Here is an 18,833-nt window from a genome sequence, read left to right on the forward strand (position 1 = left end):
GGTTGGCGAAAGGGGCTTCCTGCCCCTTCGCCAACGAGCGGCATCCCTGCCGCTCCCCTCCGGGCTGATCCTGCAAAAAACTGCGATGCTCGGGGTCGAAATACGGGACCAAAACCCTCCCGATGACAAAATCCTCCTGTCTAGCAATCTGCTTAAGCTAAACCAAAAAATCCGTCATGCCCGCCGGGAGCGGGCATCCAGTGCCATGGATGGCCTGTCTTGATCGGTTTGATGCTCAAGAGGAATTTCATAAATAACCAAACATCTGCTACACAGCAAGGGTGTTCCCCCGTATGCCGCGCCGAGCACCGGAGCTTTTATCGAGAATAGCCCGAAGGGGCAGCGCATGGATGCGCTGCGTCGGCGGAGGGGCTGGGAAGCCCCTTCTGCCGACCCTCGATAAAAGCTTCGGAGCGCAGGATTAAAGCGGCATCCGGGCCGCCTTTTCTTTGGATACTTTCTTTTGGCGGAGCAAAAGAAAGTATCTCGGTTGTCGGTCCGAGAACCGATTTCTAAATAAGCCGTCGCGCTAGCGACACATTACCTCCACGGGTACTAAAACCGTACTTAACCTACCGAGCGAAATTAACTAGAAATCCAAGGTACTCGAAAAATTTTCTTCCAATCATATTGCCATGTCGGAAGGAGTGACTCCATGTGACTAGCATGAAAAAGAAAGAAATAACGCACAAAGAGTCTGTCGAGCATATCAATGCAATCGTCTAACTGTTTATATGTTGGAAGGTCCTTTGGATCTCGTCTGTCACGATGTGCAACACGTCTGTCTGCAAAATCCTCACATGCAGCACTTGTCTCGCGCAGATGCTTTAGGTCACAAGAAACTCTGTCAGGATCAATATGTTTACAATTTGGATCAGCAAACCGATTAAAGTCTTTGTTGGCAAAACCCTCAACAACTGAGCCTTTATAAAGTGAGACATAATAATCGCGGCTTAAAGTTTGAGGAGATGCGACCATTTCAGTCAACAACCGAGCCAAAGAAATACTTTGATCATCGCATTTTACTTGACGGCGAACCCCACTAACCACGTGGGATACATAAGTGTTAGAAAAGTATCTATAAAATGAGTTAGATTCGTGCAACTCAGGATTATCGCTAATTATTTTCTGGACTTCATGAAAGGTGTGCTTTGCAACGACAAGCTCTTGAATCTCTGACTTTATAATATCAAGCCATTTCAGCCATTTTTCGAGTTTCTTGTCCATGATTTCTTGCTTAGGGGCCTGAATTAAACAAGACCTAACCGCTTAGAAACCCTCACCAAATCCTCCTCCGTATCGACCCCCGCCTCCGGCGTCTTCTCCACAATCTTCACCAAAACTTTTTCACCATGCCAAAGAATTCTAAGCTGTTCCAAAGACTCGACACTCTCTAACGGCGACGCCGCCCAACTGCAATACCGCTGCAAAAACCCAACCGTATACGCATACATCCCAATGTGTCTGAGATGCGGCAACGTCGAAACGGCAGGATCGTGCTGATCAGGAAAAGTCGAACGGTTCCAGGGAATCGGCGCCCGGCTGAAATAAAGCGCATACCCGTTTTTGTCCAAAACGACCTTCACCGCGTTCGGATTGAAAATTTCATCCACATCCAAAATCTTCGCAGCCAGGGTGGCGATCCCGGCCTGGTCTTGACCAGCCAAAGCCATAGCCGCATCGCGGATGTACGCAGGTGGAATCAATGGTTCATCGCCTTGCAGATTGACCACGATTTGCTCGTCCGCCCAACCCATAATCCGGGCCACTTCGGCGATGCGCTCGGTCCCGGACTGGTGGTTGGGATCGGTCATCACCGCCAGCAGGCCCAGGTCACCGACCGCATCGAAAATGCGTTGATCGTCGGTCGCTACCACCACTTGTTCCGCGTCGGCTTCCAGCGCGCGTTCGCAAACATGCACGATCATCGGCTTGCCGGCGATGTCCAGCAAGGGTTTACCCGGCAAGCGGGTAGAACCGTAGCGAGCCGGGATAACGACTTTAAAACCGGTGCTCATTTACGTAGCGCGTCCGCTTCTTCAAAACTCAGTTCGCGGGCTTCGTCTTCCAGCATCACCGGAATATCGTCGCGGATCGGGAAGGCTAAATTGTCGGCCTTGCAAATCAATTCCTGTTTGTCTTTATCGTAAATCAGGGAGCTTTTGCATAGCGGGCAGGCCAGAATATCAAGCAGTTTTTTATCCATGAGCTTTGTCTTTGAGTAGTTTTAAGAGTTGTTGGGAAAATGCCTCGGGCAGTTCGGCATCAATAGGTAAATACCAGTACTGGTCGGTAGCGAAGCGGGCACATTTGACCGCGTCTTTTTCGGTCATAAGCACCGGGCGCGGCTCTTTAAATTGTAAGTCTTCGGCAGTAAACGGGTGATGATCAGGCAAGGCGTGGGTTTGACAATTCAGACCGGCGGCAGCCAATTGCGCAAAGAACCGGGCCGGGTTACCTATCGCAGCGACTGCGTGACACGCCACACCCTTGAATTCGCCGAGCGGTTTTCTTTCGCCGGTTTGCAAATTGATCAGTTGTTGGCCCTTGCAGTGCATAGGCAATTCGCCTTCCAGCAATTCGTCAGGGCCGTTGACGACCACCAGATCGACGTGTTTGACGCGCTCCTGCGGCTCGCGCAACGGGCCAACCGGCAGACAATAACCATTACCGAAGCGGCGCTGACCGTCGATCACCACAATCTCGATGTCGCGTTCCAGCGCATAATGCTGCAAACCATCATCGGAGATCAGCACATCACAAGCGTTGCTTGACAGCAATTGCCTGCCCGCCGCGACCCGCTCCGCCCCTACCACTATCGGGCAAGCGCAACGTTTGGCTAATAACACCGCTTCGTCACCCACTTGCGCCGGGTCGCTGTCCGCGGTGACTACTTGCGGACTGGTGCTGGCCGCGCCGGCATAACCGCGGCTGATCACGCCGGGTTTGTAGCCGTTTTGTTTCAGGAATTCGACCATCCAGATCACCAAGGGCGTCTTGCCGGTACCGCCCACGGTAATGTTACCGACGATGATTACCGGCACCGGTAGCCTGGTTTTTTTCAATACGCCGATGCGGTACAAAAAGCGCCGCAAGCGGATGGCATCGACGTAGAGCATGGACCAGGGCATCAGCCATGCGGAGATATACATCTCTTTGTACCAGGCATCCTCAAACCATTTGATTAGTTTCTTGTTCACGGCTTTTCCGGTCTGTTGATAGCGAAAGTAATGTGGTGAAAGCCCAATTGATTCGCGACATCCAAGGCGCTGACTACGGCTTGATGCGGGGCTTTGCCGTCGGCGCTGATGATGAAGGGCAACAGCCTGGAGTCACCAGCGGTTTGTGCTAAAGCCGCTTTCAAACCTTCCAGATTCTGATTCACCAGCTCGTGAAACTGATTGTCGTCGCCGGCCAAAGCATAAGTGCCTTTCGCATCGACATATAAATTGATGGTCTTAACCTGCTCCGTGGCGTCGCTGCCTTGGGCTTCGGGCAAGTTGATCTTCAGTTCGGAATGATGGCGAAAAGTGGTGGCCACCATGAAGAAAAACAGTAAAACCAACAACACGTCTATCATCGGGATTAAACCGATATCGACCTGTGTGCGGCGTTTGCGGCGGAATTGCATTAAATATCCTCGCGCGCGCCTTGCATGATGTCGATCAGGCGGAGCGATTCTTCTTCCATGCGCACCACATGATCGTCCACCAACCGTTCGAAATAGCGGTGAAAAAACAGGCTGGGAATCGCCACGGTCAAGCCCGAGGCGGTACAAATCAAGGCTTCGGAAATACCACCGCTCAACACGGCCGGATCGCCCATGCCGCCTATCGCGATGTCGGAAAACACCCGGATAATGCCGTCCACGGTACCCAACAATCCTAATAAGGGCGTGATCGACGCGATGCTGCCCAACGCATTCAAATAACGCTCCAACTCGTGAGTCACCTGCCGGCCGACTTCTTCGATACTGGATTTCATGATTTCCCGACCATGCTTGCGATTCAATAAGCCGGCTGCCAAAATCCGCCCGAGCGGCGAACTCAGTTTAATGCGCCTGATGGTCGGTTCGTCGAGTTTTTTGTCCCGATGCAATTGCCAAATGTACGGCACCAAATCGGCGGGAATAATGCGTTTGCGTTGCAAGGACCAAAAGCGTTCGCCGATGATCGCCATCGCCACGATGGAACACAAAATGATCGGCGCCATCATCCAGCCGCCGTTTTTGATTACTTCAAACACGTTGTCTATCCCTCTTTCATGAAACTGATCAATTTTAACCCAATCCCGGGCGAGATTGCCGGGCCACGCCGATATAGGTAATCAGTAAGGCCACGCAACACACCAAGGCGGCGATGATGTAAACCAAACGCCCACCCAGCATATCCCAGAAATAGCCGCTGTACAGACTGCCTATCATCCCGCCCAAGCCAAAACTGATGCTGCTATAAAGCGCCTGGCCTTTGCTTTGATGCCGCTCGCCAAAATACTGATAAAGCAATTGCATTGCCACCACGTGCGCCACCCCGAAGGTCGCCGCATGCAGAATTTGCGCGCTAATGGTCAATGCCAGCGAATCCACTCCCTCGGCGATTAACAGCCAACGCACCACGCTCAGTAATACCGCGAAAAGCAATAAAGTGCGCGGCGAGAGCCATTTCAACAACTGGCGCATCGCCATAAACAGCAGCACCTCAGCGGCGACACCGCTAGCCCACAATAAACCGGTTTCGGTGGCCGAATAGCCGTGCTGCTTTAAGTAAACCGAATAAAATACGTAGTAAGGGCCGTGGGCGACTTGCAGCAGCATATAAACCAGCAGAAACGCTAGCAGCTCCGGCTTGAGGAGAATTTGCCAGATGCCGCCAGTGCTGCTGTGTGTCAGACGCGGCCGCGCTTCCGGCGTCATCAGCGCCATCAGCCAATTCAACAGCATCAAACTGCCGATAATCCACGGCAAATAGGCGATGCTAAACTGATCCAGAAACCGGCCTATGCCCAGTACTGCCGCAATAAAGCCGATAGACCCCCACAGCCGGATTTGGCTATAACGCTGCGGTTCGGCTTGTAGATGAAACAAGGTAGCCGCTTCGAACTGCGGTAGGGTAGCGTTCCAGAAAAAACTGAAGATCACCGTCACCGCCGCAAACCACAGGTAATCGCTACGGTACAAAAAACCGGCAAAACACAGCACAGACAGCAAAGAGGTGATACGAATCAGGCGTAAATTACGGCCGGTTTTGTCGGCTAACCACCCCCAGTAATTCGGCGCGACGATCTTGGTAGCCACCAAAAACGCCGTAAGCTCGCCGATTTCGGTAGCGGCAAAGCCGACTTGCTTCAGGTATAAACTCCAAAACGGCAGGAAAGCGCCCAGCGTGGCGAAATAGCAGAAGTAAAAGCCGGATAAGCGCCAGTAAGGTACGCTCATTCAGCGCAGAATCGGCAACCCGGAATTTACATGCAAATTCTGCGCGCGGTGCCGTAACAGATGATCCATCAACACAATGGCGACCATCGCTTCGGCGATAGGCGTGGCGCGGATACCGACGCAAGGATCGTGGCGGCCTTCGGTGACTACTTCTATGACTTCGCCTTTGCTGTTGATACTGCGGCCCGGCAAGCGCAAGCTGGAGGTTGGTTTCAAGGCAATCCTGGCCACAATGTCCTGGCCGCTGGAAATCCCACCCAAAATACCGCCGGCATGATTGCTTAAAAAGCCTTCCGGGGTGATTTCGTCACGAAATTTCGTGCCTTTGGTATCGATGCACTCAAAACCGTCGCCAATCTCCACACCTTTTACCGCATTGATGCTCATCAAAGCATAGGCCAGTTCGGCATCCAGCCGGTCGAAAATAGGTTCGCCCAAGCCGGGCGGCACATTGCTGGCGATCACTTCGATCTTGGCACCGATGGACTCGCCTTCCTTGCGCAAGGCGTCCATGTATTTTTCCATCTCTTCAACCTTGCCAGCGTCAGGGCAGAAGAACGGGTTATTCGGAATTTCGTTCCAGTCGAACGCGGCTATTTTGATCGGGCCCAGTTGCGACAAATAACCACGCACCAGGATGCCGTGCTGTTGGAACAGATATTTCTTCGCAATCGCACCTGCCGCAACCCGTGTGGCGGTTTCCCGTGCCGAGGATCGGCCGCCGCCGCGATAATCGCGTAGACCGTATTTGTGCTGATACGTGTAATCAGCGTGGCCGGGGCGGAAACTGTCGGCGATTTTTGAATAATCCTTGGAGCGCTGATCGGTGTTTTCGATCAGCAGCCCAATCGGGCAACCGGTGGTTTTGCCTTCGAACACGCCGGACAAAATTTTCACTTCATCGGCTTCCCGGCGTTGGGTGGTGTGCCTTGAAGTACCGGGCTTGCGTCTATCCAGATCGATTTGCAAATCGGCCTCGGACAACTCCAGTCCGGGAGGGCAACCATCGACAATGGCGCCTATTGCCGGGCCGTGGCTTTCGCCGAAGCTGGTGACGGTAAATAATTTTCCTATGCTGTTTCCGGACATGGTTATAAAGCGCTGACAAAGTGTGAGTGATAAAGAGTGACTTGTGCGGCGGTCAGTAAAAACACGCCGTCGCCGCCGCGTTCGAATTCCAGCCATTGGAACGGCACGTCGGGAAACATTTCCTGCAAGGTTTCGGCGCTGCTGCCCACTTCGATGATCAAAATGCCCTGCTCCGCCAGATAACGTTTGGCGTCGACCAAAATCCGCAACACCAAATCCAAACCGTGTTCGCCGCCGGTAAAGCCCATCTCGGGTTCGGCGTGAAATTCAGCGGGCAGGTTTTCCCATTCGGCGATGGCGACATAGGGCGGATTGCTGACGATGATATCGTAAGGCTTGGCCGGCAATTCGTTGAATAAATCGGATTGATAGAGTTGGACCTGTTCTTGCAGTTCATGTTTTTCAATATTGATCTGCGCCACCGCCAGCGCATCATCCGACAATTCCACTGCGTCCACTTGCGCATCCGGAAAGGCATAAGCGCAAGCGATAGCGATACAGGCGCTGCCGGTGCATAAATCCAGGATATTGAACACCTGAGTTTCTTCCACCCAAGGCTCGAAGCGTTCGGAGATTAGTTCGGCGATGGGCGAGCGCGGCACCAACACCCGTTCATCGACATAAAACGACAGGCCGGCAAAAATCGCTTCGTGGGTTAAATAGGCGGACGGTTTACGTTCGACGATGCGGCGCTCGATCAATGCCACCACCGCCTGCCGTTCGGCCATAGTCAGTACCGAATCCAGATAGCCGTGATCCAAATCGTAAGGCTGATGCAAGGTATGCAACACAATCGCCGCCGCTTCGTCCAAAGGCGTGACAGTGCCGTGACCCAGAAAAACCCGATGTTCGGCAAAGCGGCTGGCAGCCCAGCGAATATAGTCTCTGATGCTGCTGAGGGTTGTGATAACATCCGGGCCTGTTAAATTCATAGCGTGTCTATACTTAAAAATACGTTTAAAAATGCAGCAGCGGATTTTAAACCAATCCCCCGCCGCTTGCCCGAATAAAGCAAAGTAAATGACCGAGGCCCATTCTCAAGCGCTATCCGCCAAACTGGCAAAAAATCGTCTGTATCAAGATTGCTTTAAATATATGCAATCCGATTCCTTGGCGTTACCGACCATCCCGGATGTATCGGTAAAAATCCGCCGGGCGATCAACGAACCCAACGCCAACAGCAACAAAATCGCCAGAGTCGTGCAAATCGACCCCAGCATTACCGCGCGCTTGGTAAAAATCTCCAATAGTCCGCTATACCGAGGCCGGCGCAAGATTGAGAGCTGCCCGGAGGCCTTGACCCGTTTGGGCTTGAAAGCCGCGCAGGACATCATTACCGCCTTCGCGTTAAAAGCAGTGTTTAACGCCAAATCGCCGGTGATTCGCCGCAAGATGCAAGATCTTTGGGCCCATAGCAGTTACGTGGCAGCGATCAGCGCGGTGTTTGCTCACAAAACCCCCGGTTTCGATCCGGACCGAGCTATGTTGGCCGGCTTGATTCACGACATAGGCGTGGTGCCGATTTTGGCCTATGCCGACCGGCAACCGGAGATTTTGGCTAACCCGGGCGATCTGGCCGAAGCGGTACGCGAATTGCGCTGCCCGATAGGCGTGCAAATCGTCCGCAAATGGGATTTTCCCAGCGACTTTGAAGACGTGATCATTCATGCCGAAAACTGGCACCGCGACAGCGGCGAACAGGCCTGTTACAGCGACATAGTCATGATCTCGCAACTGCACAGCTTTATTGGCAAGATAGACATCAAACAAATGCCCAAGCTGGACGAATTACCGGCGTATAAAAAACTGGCTAAAGGCAATCTGGACGCGGATTTAAGCATCAATATCCTCGATCAGGCAAAGGATGAGATCGAGCATATCCGACAAATGTTGAGTTAAACCGCCCTGCGCAAGCGTTGGCAATCTGCTCAAGTTGCGGAATAATCTGCCCAGCCCGGTTTGGTTGCCTACATTGCCATTCGTGGCGTTGATTTTTCTTGGCTTTTTTCTATCGACGGAGTTAACTACATGTCATATAAACTACTGTTTGCCGCCCTTCTGCCCTTGATTTTTGTAACCCCTGCCCAAGCTGGCAGCCTGAACAACGGCAGTTGGCAACCTAGCGGTTGCGGCGTAGTGCCTGACTCACCTACCATCGATGGCGGCAATATCGATGCCTACAATAAGAGCATTGCGGCTATAAACACCTGGCAACAAAAATCTCGCGATTATTTCGAATGCTTGATCAAGGAAGCCAACACTGATAACGGTATCATCGCCGATCATGCCAATCAGGCGCAGGCCAAATATCGCGACACTGTGGAAAAAATCGGCGCGGAAGCCGAGGCAGCCAAGAAAAAACTGGATAAAGAATAAGCTGGTTACGCTGGTGCAATCCACGAAACTCAGTTTATGCGGCAAACACGCCATTTTTACCGCGATTTACAATTCGCGCACCGATTAAGCCTCCCGAGCAGCCGGGATTTATCATAAAATCTCCGCATGATATCAAGCAGCCATTCGCCAATGCGGAGGCTGCGCTTCAAGACCTCCACTCCTTAGCAATAAACACTATCCAAGACATGAAAAAAATCCACACCAAGCTGCTGATACTGGCGATCAGCATGCTGTTAAACGGTTGCGCCAGTCTCGGCAAAGGTATTACCGAAGCCATTCTGGAAAAGCAGGAAGCGGAAGATACCCGCATTTGCGAAATCAAAGGCGACAAATTCGAAGGTATTAAACCGCAACTGGAAGTGCATGATCGAAAAATGAAGCTGCTGATGGTGCACGGCGTCGGCAACCACTTGCCGGGTTACTCCACGCAGTTCATGGAAAAGCTGGCCAAAGAACTTGATCTGACCGTCACCAGCAGAAATGTCAAAAATATCCGCTTGTCCGATGCAAAAGCCGATGAACGACCGCTGGGCAATTTGCGTATCCACCGTTATCTGGACGCCGGCAAATCCCAGGAAATGCTGTTTTACGAGCTGACCTGGTCCGAGATCAGCGCCAAGGAAAAAGAAGTGCTGTCTTACGATAACTCCGGAGAACAGTCGTTTCGCCGCGCGGAAGTCAACGATCTGTTAAAAAAGTTCTCCAACGATACAGGACCGGACCCTATTATTTACCTGGGCGAAAAGCGCGAAGATATTCTGTCGGCATTCGCGCAATCCTTTTGCTGGATGATCCACGGCGACTGGAACAGCCTGCCGGATGACGCTAAGCAAACCTGTTCCACCAAGAACGTCACGCCGTTTTATAACGACAGTTACGCTTTCATTTCCCATAGTTTGGGCAGCCGCATTACCATTGACGGTCTGCAACAGATTGCCGCGAAGTTGAGCAACGGCGAAACAGCCAGCTATTACGCGGCATTGACCAACGTCTTAAAAAATAAGGAGATACCTATCTATATGATGTCCAACCAATTGCCCATGCTGCAATTGGGGCGGGCGCTACCGGAAGTCGCCAATCATGCCGACACCTATTGCCAAGCCGCAGGCGCCAAATATAACGAACGGATCATGGCTAAAACGTCGGTGATCGCGTTTAGCGACCCCAACGATTTGCTGAGCTATGCCATCCCGCACAATTTTGTGAATAAATATCTGGATTCGCGCTTGTGCGTTAATGTCACCAACATCAACATCAACGTCGCCAGAGTTTATGATGCGTTCGGATTGGGTAAGCTGGCTAATCCTATGGACGCCCATATCGGCTACGATACCGACGACCGGGTGATTGCCTTGATCGCTAAAGGTATTGCTAACGAGCACACCGCGCCTATCGTTAAAGAGCGTTGCCATTGGGTGGAAACCATAGATTAAGCCCTTCAGGGTATGGCTAAAGGCTTAGCCATACCCTTCCGTATAACGCGTAAGACAATCCCGCCGACTTCACCCTCGCTTCACATTCACCACATCATCCGCTCACCTTGCCGGAGCATGCTGTTCATCGTCTTTTAACTCCACGGAATAAACGCGATGCAAAAAAAACTCTGGCAAAAGATCTGCATAATGTTCGGTCTGACTTTGGTGCTGCTGATACCAATCGGCATGATAAAAAATCTGGTGGGCGAACGCGCCGAGCGCCAACAACAGGCAGTGAGCGACATTGCCGCCAGCTCGGCCGGGCCGCAACAGTTATTCGGCCCGTTGCTGGTGGTGCCTTATAGCGAACGCTGGACCGAAATTATCGAAACCAAACAGGACGGCCAAGCCAAGCGCGAACAAATTGAACGCATCGATAATCGCCTGCTGTATTTTCTACCCGAGCACCTGAATATAACCGGCGAACTGGCCACGGAAACCAAGCAGCGCGGCCTGTTCAAAGTACGCTCTTACGTGCTGAATGTCAGTATCAAGGGCGATATGAAATTGCCGGGCGGTTACGGCAACCCCAAGCCGCTGCATAACGGCCAAATCAGTTTCGGCACGCCTTACGCCAGCGTCGTGCTGGCGGATATGCGCGGTGTATTGGAAGCGCCGGGCGTGGAATGGGGCGGCAAGCAGTATGCATTCGAACAAGGCGCTGAATTACCCATGCACCAAGCTAACGGCATGCACGTGACATTGGATGCGCCGCCGGTCGAGTTTGGCCCGATTAGCATGCCGTTTGCGTTCACGCTAAAAATACGCGGGATCGAATCGTTGGACTTTATTCCGGCCGGCAAGCAAACCCGTGTCGACCTGTCCTCCGCCTGGCAACATCCGAGCTTTTACGGCCGCTTTCTGCCTGATCCGCAAACCCAGCAAGTCGGCGCAGCGGGCTTTCATGCGCTATGGTCGGTCGATGCGTTGGCATCGAATGTCGCCGAAAACCTGTACAAGTGCCAGGCCATCAGTTGCTACGACAGCTTTGGGATACGCTTGATGGAGCCAATCAATGTCTATTCCTTGTCTGATCGCGCCAGCAAATACGGTTTTTTGTTCGTCTGCCTGACTTTTGCAGCCATCTTTCTGTTCGAAATCCTGAAAAACCTGGCGATTCATCCCGCTCAATACGCCTTAGTCGGTTTGGCACTAGCGATGTTTTTCCTGCTGCTGTTGAGCTTATCGGAACACTTGGATTTTGTGCTGGCTTATCTAATCGCCAGCGCCGCTTGCGTGGCGTTGATCGGCTTCTACCTCAGTGCGGTCCTGCGTAGCGTAAAACGCGGTATTACCGCCGGCGCCTTACTGGGCGGCTTGTTCGGCAGTTTGTATGGCTTGTTGGAATCAGAGGATAACGCGTTGATGCTGGGGTCTTTACTGATGTTCGCATTGTTGGCCCTGGCCATGGTCACCACGCGGCGCCTGGATTGGTACGGACTCAGTCAATCCAGTACCGATAACTTGGCAATCATTTAAATCCCATCGGCTCGGGACGCCGGCTATAAGCATCGTTCCGAGCGACAACATCGAGGTAGTTATGATTGTTGCTCATCTCCCAGCCGGTTATATAGTATCGACACTGCTGTTTCACAGATTCGAAAAACATGGGGTGCCAAGGTTAGTTTTTCTGCGTGCCGGCTTACTCGGCAGTATAGCCCCTGATCTGGATATGATTTATTTTTATGGTTTCGACCACCGCGCTCACCCACACCACAGCTATTTCAGTCACTTTCCGAGCGTTTGGCTACTGTTATTAACACTGGCAATACTTGGTTTTCAGCATTGTAGGCACAAGAAACTGCCGTTGTTGGCGCTAATTTTTACCTGCAACGGGATGTTGCATATGTTGCTGGACTATATCTCGACCAATATTTACTGGTTGGCGCCATTCGTAAACAGGCCTTTTGCTTTATTCAGCGTGCCTAAGGCCTACGAAATCTGGTGGCTAAACTTTCTGCTGCATAGATCGTTTGCGCTGGAAATTTTGCTTGTCTTTTGGGCCGCCTATTTGTGGAGTAAGCAGCGCATGGCCCGGCGCGACTGATGAAGGGAATAAGGTCTAATCGGGCAACATAATTTTGCCTTCCGCGAACAACACGGCTTGCCCACCGACCCTGATGGTCAAGTTCTCCAGGCCTTTGTTATCCATTTCCAATTGAATCAAGCTGCGGCGAGTGCTTTGCTCGCCGCGTTCGACCGCGAAAGTGTGGGTACCTTTTTGGGTGTGTTCGAAGGAACACAAGTAGCAACAAAACGCCGGCATCGCGCTGCCGACCGGCGGGTCGGCATGGATGCCGATATTAGGTCCGAGCAAGCGCGCATTGAAATCCGCTTCCGGGCTTGACGATTTCGGACAAAACAGCAAGATTTCCTGCGCCGCGGTTTGCGGGGCCGCCGATTGCGCCCAGGCCGCATAATTAAAACGCGCCTTGCGCACCGATTCGACATTCCAAACCGGCACTACTAAATAAGGAAACCCGCAAGACACCAAGCGCGGCGAGTATTTTTTATGATCCAGCTCCGATAATTGCAAGCCTAAAAAACTGCAAATTTCATCGTCGCTGGGCGCGAAGCGGTCGACAATGGAATCGACGCTACGGCTAAATTGCACCAAGCCTGGCTGACCATCCTGACTGGACAGATTGACTTGGATAACGCCGATATTTTGTTCGAACTCAAGTTTGGTGAGCGGCTCGGTTAACGCCACATCGCCGGAGATAGCCAACACATAGGCTGCGGCAATAATCGGATGGCCGGCAAAATTGATTTCGCCCAACGGGGAAAATATTCGCATCCGCCGGTGCTTGTCGCTATCGGCTTTGTGAAACAGAAATACCGTTTCCGACAGATTCAATTCCTTGGCAATCTTGGCCATTTTTTCGGCATTCAAGCCGTCCGCCTTCGGCAATACCGCTATCTGCGCACCGTTGAAAATCTGGTCGGTAAAGACATCAGCGATGTAATATTGGTAGTTCACACGTTACTCCATTTCACAGACAGCCAAAGACGGCGATTTTTGTTGCACCGGCGGCGACGCCAGCATGACGGCGACTCTGCCGTTTTCCAAGCGTACCGGATAGGCGGGCACACTAACACCGGCATCTTCAAAGCAAACACCGGTACGTAGACTGAAATGTTGCTTGTACATGGGCGAGGCGACCATTGGTTCGTCACCGATGTCGCCTATCATACCTCGCGACAGGACATTGGCCTCGCTAAACGGATCGAAGTTACCGATTGCATAGACTTCCTGCCGACGCTGCAAGTAAAAAATCGCGATTTGTTTGCCTTTTAGTAGGGCACACACGCCAGAATCGGCTTGCAAATCGTCGATGTCACACACATCTATCCACGTACTCATTATGCCGCCTCCTCGATCAATTTGAAATGTTTACGTTCTTGCGCGTTGGCGGGCCGCACTTGACCGCGCTCCTCGACAAACACCACGTTGTCGTCGGCTTGATCGCTGTTGACGAAATGCCGGAAACGTTTCAGCCTTTGCTCGTCCGCCAGCGTAGTTTTCCATTCGCACTGATAGGTATCGATAACATGCTGCATCTGCCCTTCCAGCTGTGCACCTATACCCAGCCGATCATCTATCACTACCGATTTCAAATAGTCCAAGCCGCCTTCCATGTTTTCCATCCATACCGAGGTGCGCTGCATGCGGTTGGCGGTGCGGACATAAAAAATCAACACCCGGTCGATGTATTTGATTAGTGTCTCTTTATCCAGATTGGTGGCGAACAAATCGGCGTGACGTGGTTTCATGCCACCGTTGCCGCACACATACAAATTCCAGCCGTTCTCGGTGGCAATTACACCGATGTCTTTACCTTGCGCTTCCGCACATTCGCGGGTGCAGCCCGACACCCCAAATTTGATTTTATGCGGCGCGCGCAAGCCTTTGTAGCGGTTTTCCAACTCTATCGCCAAACCAACGCTGTCATCGACACCGAACCGGCACCAGGTACTGCCGACACAGGATTTCACCGTGCGCAAGGATTTGCCGTAAGCATGACCGGACTCGAAACCGGCGTCGATCAGCTCTTGCCAAATCGCCGGTAATTGCTCGACGCGGGCACCAAACAAGTCCACGCGCTGACCGCCGGTGATTTTGGTGTAAAGCTGATACTTTTTGCCGACTTGGCCAATTGCGATCAACATGTCCGGCGTAATTTCCCCGCCGGCTACCCGCGGCACCACGGAATAAGTCCCGTCTTTTTGCATATTGGCCAGGAAGATGTCGTTGGTATCCTGCAAACCGATATGTTCTGTTTTCAGGATGTAGTCGTTCCAATGTGAAGCCAGGATAGAACCGACCGCCTGCTTGCACACTTCGCAGCCCAAGCCTTTGCCGTGTTTGTCCAGTAATTCGTCGAAGGTTTTGATTTCCTCGACCATCACCAGGTTATACAAATCCTGGCGGGTATGTGGAAAATGCTCGCAAATATCGGTGCTGACTTCGACACCCAGCTTGGTTAATTCGCAATCCAATACTGACTTCAATAGTGCTGAACAGCCGCCGCAACCGGTGCCTGCTTTAGTCTCGGCTTTCAGGCCGCCCAGCGTGGTGCAACCGGCTTCAATTGCGCCGCAAATCTGGCCCTTGCTGACATCGTAACAGGAGCAAATCTGCGCCGAGGCGGGTAAGGCATCCGGCCCCAGACCCACCGGTTCGCCCGCGAGTTGCGGCAAAATTAATGAATCCGGATGCTCCGGCAGTTCGATGCCGTTCAAACAATATTGCAACAACGTACTGTAAGCGGAAGCCTCGCCGACCAAAACCGCGCCCAACAGGCGTTTCTGGTCTGGGCTGACCACCAGGCGTTTATAGATTTCGCTGGCGCCGTTTTGATAGGTGTAGACCATGGCGCCTTGGGTCTTGGCATGCGCATCGCCGATACTGGCTACATCGACACCCATCAGTTTAAGTTTGGTGCTCATGTCCGCACCGGTAAAACTGCCCGCTTCGCCGGCCAAATCGGCGACCACGGTACGCGCCATCGCGTAACCGGGCGCTACCAAGCCAAAAATCTGCCCGTTCCACAGCGCACATTCGCCAATCGCGTATATATCCGCGTCGGAGGTGCGACATTGATTGTCGATGACGATGCCGCCGCGCGGACCCACTTCCAAACCGCAGCCGCGCGCAATGTCGTCGCGCGGGCGGATGCCGGCGGAGAACAAGACGATGTCGGTTTCCAGCGTTTCGCCGTCGGCAAAATTCATTTTGTGTAGGCATTCCGCACCGTCGTCGATCAACGTGGTGTTTTTGTTCAAATGGACTTTGACGTCCAGCGCTTCGATCTTGCGCTTCAACATTGCCCCGCCGCCGTCGTCCAGTTGCACCGCCATCAAACGCGGCGCAAATTCGACCACATGCGTGTCCAGCCCTAAATCCTTTAACGCTTTGGCGGCTTCCAGGCCCAGCAAACCGCCGCCGATGACCACGCCGACTTTGGATTTCGCTGCCGCGGTTTTCATCGCTTCCAAATCTTCGATGGTCCGATACACCAGACACTGCGGTCTTTCATGCCCTGGCACCGGCGGTACGAATGGATAAGAGCCGGTTGCCAATACCAGTTTGTCATAATCGACTATCACACCTTTGGCAGAGGTAACTTGCTTGCGCTCCCGGTCGATACTGGCGGCCTTGTCGCCTAAATAAATCTCTATGCCGTGCTCTGCAAAGAAACCGTCTTCCACCAAGGATAAATCGGCGGCCGTTTTCCCGGAAAAATATTCTGACAAATGCACCCTGTCGTAAGCGGCTCTGGGCTCTTCGCAGAATGTGACAATCCGATAGCGATCTTTCGCGTTGCTGGCGACCAATCCAGCCAGAAAATTCTGGCCTACCATACCGTTGCCGATAACAACCAGGGTTTGTTTCATATTCATCAGGGGCCTCTGTTTACTCAGAATTTATGCAAATGCGCTACCTGGCCTAGTGGCGGTAAGGCGATTCAAGGAGCTACTGCCTGGTCGCTACCGCCCTTTTTCACAGCCAAAAAAAAAGGCATCCTGTTCGAATGAATGACTCATTCAAGCAGGACGCCTTTGTCCAGGTTTAATACGGGGGCAAGTCTAACGACAAGACTTGATAAATCTATAACAAAATTGATGCCAACATTAAAAACCCTTTAAAAATGCCGGCTCCCGCAGCCAGGTAACGTTTTTTTCCGCAAAATTCGCACCCAAATAAGGCAAATAAACCGGTCTCTTGCACCACTATGGCGCCATGCTGCCGCGAATTGACGGATTTGTCGCGACCGTATCGTTGGCACATAAGCTGCTTATATAAACCAAGGAACGACAACCACGGATCATCCATGTCTTTTACCCCTTTTAAATTACTCTCCATGCGCGGCAAGGCCAAAGTGCTGCACATGAGCTGGATCGCGTTTTTCATCAGCTTTGTTATTTGGTTCAATCATGCTTCTTTATTAGTACTGATCCAGCAAGACCTGGGGATCAGCGAAACCCAAATCGAAATTCTGTTATTGCTGAACGTGGCGCTAACCATACCGGCCCGTGTCATCACCGGTATGCTGGTAGATAGATTCGGCGCAAAAATCAGCTATAGCGTGTTACTGGCGGTATGCAGCATCCCCTGCTTCATGTTCGCGATGGCGGAAAATTTTGCCGAACTGGCTTGGTCGCGGTTTTTACTGGGCTTTATCGGTGCCGGCTTCGTGGTAGGCGTGCGCATCATCGGCGATTGGTTTCCGGCCAGCCAAGTTGGCACTGCGGAAGGTATTTACGCCGGTTGGGGCAATTTCGGTTCGGCGGTTGCGGCGATTTTCCTGCCGGGATTGGCGTTTTATTTCGGCGCCGAACACGGCTGGCGTTCCGCGATTGCCTTGACCGGCGTCATCGCTTTGATCTATTCAGTCATTTATTATTTCAGTGTGGAAAACCTGCCACCGGAAATTGCCGCATTGAAAACCCGCCGGCCGATGGCGATGGAAGTCACCAGCATCCGCGACTTGTTTTTATACATGCTAAGTCTGGTGCCCTTGTACGCGACCATCTCCTTATTGGCCTGGAAACTGTCCACGCCGGCCACGCCGGTCCTAACCGACGGCTGGAATCTGACTATTCATGCAGTCGTCTGGCTGCTGTTCCTGATCCACGTGTTTCAATTGGTCAACAACAACGCCGACCGCCTCAGCCAACCCATTGCCAGCATTCATCATTATCAATACCGGCAGGTATTCATCCTGGCGATAGCCTATCTGGTTACCTTTGGCTCCAAACTGGCCGTATTATCGATGCTGCCGATGTTTTTCTTTAAGACATTCAACGAAACCCAAGGCACCAGTATGTTGGATGCGGGGTTTTTAGCCTCCAGTTTCGTGGTGACCAACGTCATTGCCCGGCCGGCTGGCGGCTGGCTCAGTGACAAGATTGGCCGCAAATTGTCCCTGTATTTATTCGTGGCCGGCCTGGCCGGCGGTTATTGTCTAATGGCGATGATTTCCGCGCAATGGACTATCCTCGCCACAGTGGCTGTCACTTTGCTTTGCTCGATATTCATGCAAGCGGCGGAAGGCGCGATATTCGCGTTCGTGCCCCTGGTCAAACGCGCCATCACCGGCGAAGTAGCAGGCATCGTCGGCGCTTACGGCAACGCCGGCGCCATCGTCTATTTGATTTTGCTGACCTTCGTCTCCACCGGGCAATTTTTCTTAATCCTGGGCCTGTCCTGTTTCCTGTTGTTGGGATTGATTTACTATCTGGAAGAACCGAAAAATTACATCACCGAAATCATGCCTGACGGCACCTTGCTGAAAATCGCCCTGGATTGAACATGGCAGCGCTTAATGTCTTGGTCGTCGATGAATTCGACAGCGAACCCCTGCTGGAAACCAGCTTGCGCCAACACGGCTGTGAGGTGGTAACGCTAAAACTTAAAGAACTGGACATGATGCAAATTGTCCGGACACTGAATCCCGACGTGGTGGTCTTGAATCTGTATGCCCCTAACGAGGCTGTCTTACGCACTATCGTCGATATCAACCAAAACTGCTCACTGCCGGTCGTCATTTTCGCGGAGGATCAGCAAACCGAGACCATCAACAAGGTCATCAAAGCCGGGGTCAGCGCCTATATAGTGGATGGTCTGGATCCGAAACGTATCAAATCCATCATCGACATCGCCATAGCGCGTTTCAAGGAGCAACAAGCCTTAAAAGAGGAATTGAAAAAAACCAAGACTCAATTGGAAGACCGCAAACTAGTGGATCGCGCCAAGGCGATTTTAATTAAGTCGCAAGGCTATACGGAAGATCAGGCTTATCACGCTCTACGCAAACTAGCGATGGACCGCAACATCGCCATCGGCGAAATGGCCAAGAACGTCATCTCGATGGCGGAGTTGTTTAACAAATGATCGCTATTTACCCGGCCTTGCTTTGCGCCGCGAGCCCTGA

20 protein-coding genes are annotated in these 18,833 nt (G+C 52.3%); 8 read left to right on the forward strand and 12 right to left on the reverse strand.

The genetic code is table 11. The annotated features are described in order from the left end of the window. On the forward strand, positions 1 to 223 hold a 223-nt coding region (locus tag A1332_RS26015; RefSeq protein ID WP_231890285.1), incomplete at its 5' end, for a hypothetical protein. A 362-nt stretch (positions 224 to 585) separates the two neighbouring features. On the opposite strand, the gene A1332_RS12730 is transcribed toward A1332_RS26015, so the two are convergent. From A1332_RS12730 to prmB, 9 genes are read right to left on the reverse strand one after another with little or no spacing between them, the layout of a single operon-like run. Continuing rightward, positions 586 to 1,227: a hypothetical protein gene (locus A1332_RS12730; RefSeq protein ID WP_064008865.1), complete on the reverse strand. Its 642-nt coding sequence runs from the start codon at positions 1,225 to 1,227 to the stop codon at positions 586 to 588. A 23-nt stretch (positions 1,228 to 1,250) separates the two neighbouring features. Beyond that, on the reverse strand, positions 1,251 to 2,018 hold the full coding sequence (kdsB, locus tag A1332_RS12735) for a 3-deoxy-manno-octulosonate cytidylyltransferase (protein ID WP_064008866.1): 768 nt from the start codon (positions 2,016 to 2,018) through the stop codon (positions 1,251 to 1,253). Beyond that, positions 2,015 to 2,206, reverse strand: a complete 192-nt coding sequence (locus A1332_RS12740; protein ID WP_064008867.1) for a Trm112 family protein — start codon at positions 2,204 to 2,206, stop codon at positions 2,015 to 2,017. Before A1332_RS12740 ends, kdsB begins: the two co-directional genes overlap by 4 nt. Next, positions 2,199 to 3,152: a tetraacyldisaccharide 4'-kinase gene (lpxK, locus tag A1332_RS12745; RefSeq protein ID WP_064008934.1), complete on the reverse strand. Its 954-nt coding sequence runs from the start codon at positions 3,150 to 3,152 to the stop codon at positions 2,199 to 2,201. The genes A1332_RS12740 and lpxK overlap by 8 nt, the downstream gene beginning before the upstream one ends. Before the next feature lie 44 nt (positions 3,153 to 3,196). Beyond that, the gene (locus tag A1332_RS12750) at positions 3,197 to 3,631 is read right to left on the reverse strand and encodes an ExbD/TolR family protein (RefSeq protein ID WP_064008868.1); all 435 of its coding nucleotides are present in this window, start codon (positions 3,629 to 3,631) and stop codon (positions 3,197 to 3,199) included. After that, complete coding sequence (locus A1332_RS12755; protein WP_036273364.1) at positions 3,631 to 4,245, reverse strand: MotA/TolQ/ExbB proton channel family protein; 615 nt, start codon at positions 4,243 to 4,245, stop codon at positions 3,631 to 3,633. Before A1332_RS12755 ends, A1332_RS12750 begins: the two co-directional genes overlap by 1 nt. Before the next feature lie 34 nt (positions 4,246 to 4,279). Next, positions 4,280 to 5,434 carry an MFS transporter gene (locus A1332_RS12760; protein ID WP_064008869.1) on the reverse strand — a complete coding sequence of 385 codons (1,155 nt, stop codon included), beginning with the start codon at positions 5,432 to 5,434 and terminating at the stop codon, positions 4,280 to 4,282. Beyond that, positions 5,435 to 6,523, reverse strand: a complete 1,089-nt coding sequence (gene aroC / locus A1332_RS12765) for a chorismate synthase (protein WP_064008870.1) — start codon at positions 6,521 to 6,523, stop codon at positions 5,435 to 5,437. 2 nt (positions 6,524 to 6,525) lie between these two features. Continuing rightward, positions 6,526 to 7,455: a 50S ribosomal protein L3 N(5)-glutamine methyltransferase gene (prmB, locus tag A1332_RS12770; protein WP_064008871.1), complete on the reverse strand. Its 930-nt coding sequence runs from the start codon at positions 7,453 to 7,455 to the stop codon at positions 6,526 to 6,528. Positions 7,456 to 7,543: 88 nt separating this feature from the next. Between prmB and A1332_RS12775 the strand changes: the two genes are divergently transcribed. The 5 genes from A1332_RS12775 (at position 7,544) to A1332_RS12795 (ending at position 12,442) form a co-directional block, all read left to right on the forward strand. After that, complete coding sequence (locus A1332_RS12775; RefSeq protein WP_064008872.1) at positions 7,544 to 8,422, forward strand: HDOD domain-containing protein; 879 nt, start codon at positions 7,544 to 7,546, stop codon at positions 8,420 to 8,422. A 129-nt stretch (positions 8,423 to 8,551) separates the two neighbouring features. Beyond that, positions 8,552 to 8,899 carry a hypothetical protein gene (locus A1332_RS12780; protein ID WP_064008873.1) on the forward strand — a complete coding sequence of 116 codons (348 nt, stop codon included), beginning with the start codon at positions 8,552 to 8,554 and terminating at the stop codon, positions 8,897 to 8,899. A gap of 206 nt (positions 8,900 to 9,105) precedes the next feature. Continuing rightward, positions 9,106 to 10,353 carry a hypothetical protein gene (locus A1332_RS12785; protein WP_064008874.1) on the forward strand — a complete coding sequence of 416 codons (1,248 nt, stop codon included), beginning with the start codon at positions 9,106 to 9,108 and terminating at the stop codon, positions 10,351 to 10,353. A gap of 156 nt (positions 10,354 to 10,509) precedes the next feature. Then, the gene (creD, locus tag A1332_RS12790) at positions 10,510 to 11,874 is read left to right on the forward strand and encodes a cell envelope integrity protein CreD (RefSeq protein ID WP_064008875.1); all 1,365 of its coding nucleotides are present in this window, start codon (positions 10,510 to 10,512) and stop codon (positions 11,872 to 11,874) included. Between the two features lie 61 nt (positions 11,875 to 11,935). Continuing rightward, positions 11,936 to 12,442, forward strand: coding sequence for a metal-dependent hydrolase (locus A1332_RS12795; RefSeq protein ID WP_064008876.1), 507 nt, complete (start codon positions 11,936 to 11,938; stop codon positions 12,440 to 12,442). A gap of 15 nt (positions 12,443 to 12,457) precedes the next feature. Here the strand turns inward: A1332_RS12795 and A1332_RS12800 are convergent, their stop codons facing one another. The 3 genes from A1332_RS12800 to nirB are packed head-to-tail and all read right to left on the reverse strand — an operon-like array spanning position 12,458 to position 16,299. Next, positions 12,458 to 13,375 carry a PhzF family phenazine biosynthesis protein gene (locus tag A1332_RS12800; protein ID WP_064008877.1) on the reverse strand — a complete coding sequence of 306 codons (918 nt, stop codon included), beginning with the start codon at positions 13,373 to 13,375 and terminating at the stop codon, positions 12,458 to 12,460. Between the two features lie 3 nt (positions 13,376 to 13,378). Beyond that, positions 13,379 to 13,759, reverse strand: coding sequence for a nitrite reductase small subunit NirD (nirD, locus tag A1332_RS12805; protein ID WP_064008878.1), 381 nt, complete (start codon positions 13,757 to 13,759; stop codon positions 13,379 to 13,381). Continuing rightward, positions 13,759 to 16,299 carry a nitrite reductase large subunit NirB gene (nirB, locus tag A1332_RS12810; RefSeq protein WP_064008879.1) on the reverse strand — a complete coding sequence of 847 codons (2,541 nt, stop codon included), beginning with the start codon at positions 16,297 to 16,299 and terminating at the stop codon, positions 13,759 to 13,761. The genes nirD and nirB overlap by 1 nt, the downstream gene beginning before the upstream one ends. Positions 16,300 to 16,730: 431 nt before the next feature. Between nirB and A1332_RS12820 the strand changes: the two genes are divergently transcribed. Together A1332_RS12820 and A1332_RS12825 are read left to right on the forward strand one after the other, a co-directional pair. Further along, the gene (locus A1332_RS12820) at positions 16,731 to 18,209 is read left to right on the forward strand and encodes an MFS transporter (RefSeq protein WP_064008881.1); all 1,479 of its coding nucleotides are present in this window, start codon (positions 16,731 to 16,733) and stop codon (positions 18,207 to 18,209) included. 2 nt (positions 18,210 to 18,211) lie between these two features. Next, positions 18,212 to 18,793 (forward strand): ANTAR domain-containing response regulator, encoded by a 582-nt coding sequence (locus tag A1332_RS12825; RefSeq protein ID WP_064008882.1) that lies wholly within the window; start codon positions 18,212 to 18,214, stop codon positions 18,791 to 18,793. The last annotated feature ends 40 nt before the right edge of the window (positions 18,794 to 18,833 follow it).

The sequence above is a fragment of the Methylomonas methanica genome, assembly GCF_001644035.1.
Lineage (GTDB): Bacteria > Pseudomonadota > Gammaproteobacteria > Methylococcales > Methylomonadaceae > Methylomonas > Methylomonas methanica_A.

Excerpts from the sequence above, each read along its gene's own strand:
- A1332_RS12740 (WP_064008867.1), bottom strand. The coding sequence starts at position 2,206 with ATGGATAAAAAACTGCTTGATATTCTGGCCTGCCCGCTATGCAAAAGC.
- A1332_RS12730 (WP_064008865.1), bottom strand. The coding sequence starts at position 1,227 with ATGGACAAGAAACTCGAAAAATGGCTGAAATGGCTTGATATTATAAAG.
- creD (WP_064008875.1), top strand. The coding sequence starts at position 10,510 with ATGCAAAAAAAACTCTGGCAAAAGATCTGCATAATGTTCGGTCTGACT.
- A1332_RS12750 (WP_064008868.1), bottom strand. The coding sequence starts at position 3,631 with ATGCAATTCCGCCGCAAACGCCGCACACAGGTCGATATCGGTTTAATC.
- aroC (WP_064008870.1), bottom strand. The coding sequence starts at position 6,523 with ATGTCCGGAAACAGCATAGGAAAATTATTTACCGTCACCAGCTTCGGC.
- A1332_RS12795 (WP_064008876.1), top strand. The coding sequence starts at position 11,936 with ATGATTGTTGCTCATCTCCCAGCCGGTTATATAGTATCGACACTGCTG.
- kdsB (WP_064008866.1), bottom strand. The coding sequence starts at position 2,018 with ATGAGCACCGGTTTTAAAGTCGTTATCCCGGCTCGCTACGGTTCTACC.
- lpxK (WP_064008934.1), bottom strand. The coding sequence starts at position 3,152 with ATGTATATCTCCGCATGGCTGATGCCCTGGTCCATGCTCTACGTCGAT.
- prmB (WP_064008871.1), bottom strand. The coding sequence starts at position 7,455 with ATGAATTTAACAGGCCCGGATGTTATCACAACCCTCAGCAGCATCAGA.
- A1332_RS12785 (WP_064008874.1), top strand. The coding sequence starts at position 9,106 with ATGAAAAAAATCCACACCAAGCTGCTGATACTGGCGATCAGCATGCTG.
- nirD (WP_064008878.1), bottom strand. The coding sequence starts at position 13,759 with ATGAGTACGTGGATAGATGTGTGTGACATCGACGATTTGCAAGCCGAT.
- A1332_RS12825 (WP_064008882.1), top strand. The coding sequence starts at position 18,212 with ATGGCAGCGCTTAATGTCTTGGTCGTCGATGAATTCGACAGCGAACCC.
- A1332_RS12820 (WP_064008881.1), top strand. The coding sequence starts at position 16,731 with ATGTCTTTTACCCCTTTTAAATTACTCTCCATGCGCGGCAAGGCCAAA.
- A1332_RS12775 (WP_064008872.1), top strand. The coding sequence starts at position 7,544 with ATGACCGAGGCCCATTCTCAAGCGCTATCCGCCAAACTGGCAAAAAAT.
- nirB (WP_064008879.1), bottom strand. The coding sequence starts at position 16,299 with ATGAATATGAAACAAACCCTGGTTGTTATCGGCAACGGTATGGTAGGC.
- A1332_RS12760 (WP_064008869.1), bottom strand. The coding sequence starts at position 5,434 with ATGAGCGTACCTTACTGGCGCTTATCCGGCTTTTACTTCTGCTATTTC.
- A1332_RS12780 (WP_064008873.1), top strand. The coding sequence starts at position 8,552 with ATGTCATATAAACTACTGTTTGCCGCCCTTCTGCCCTTGATTTTTGTA.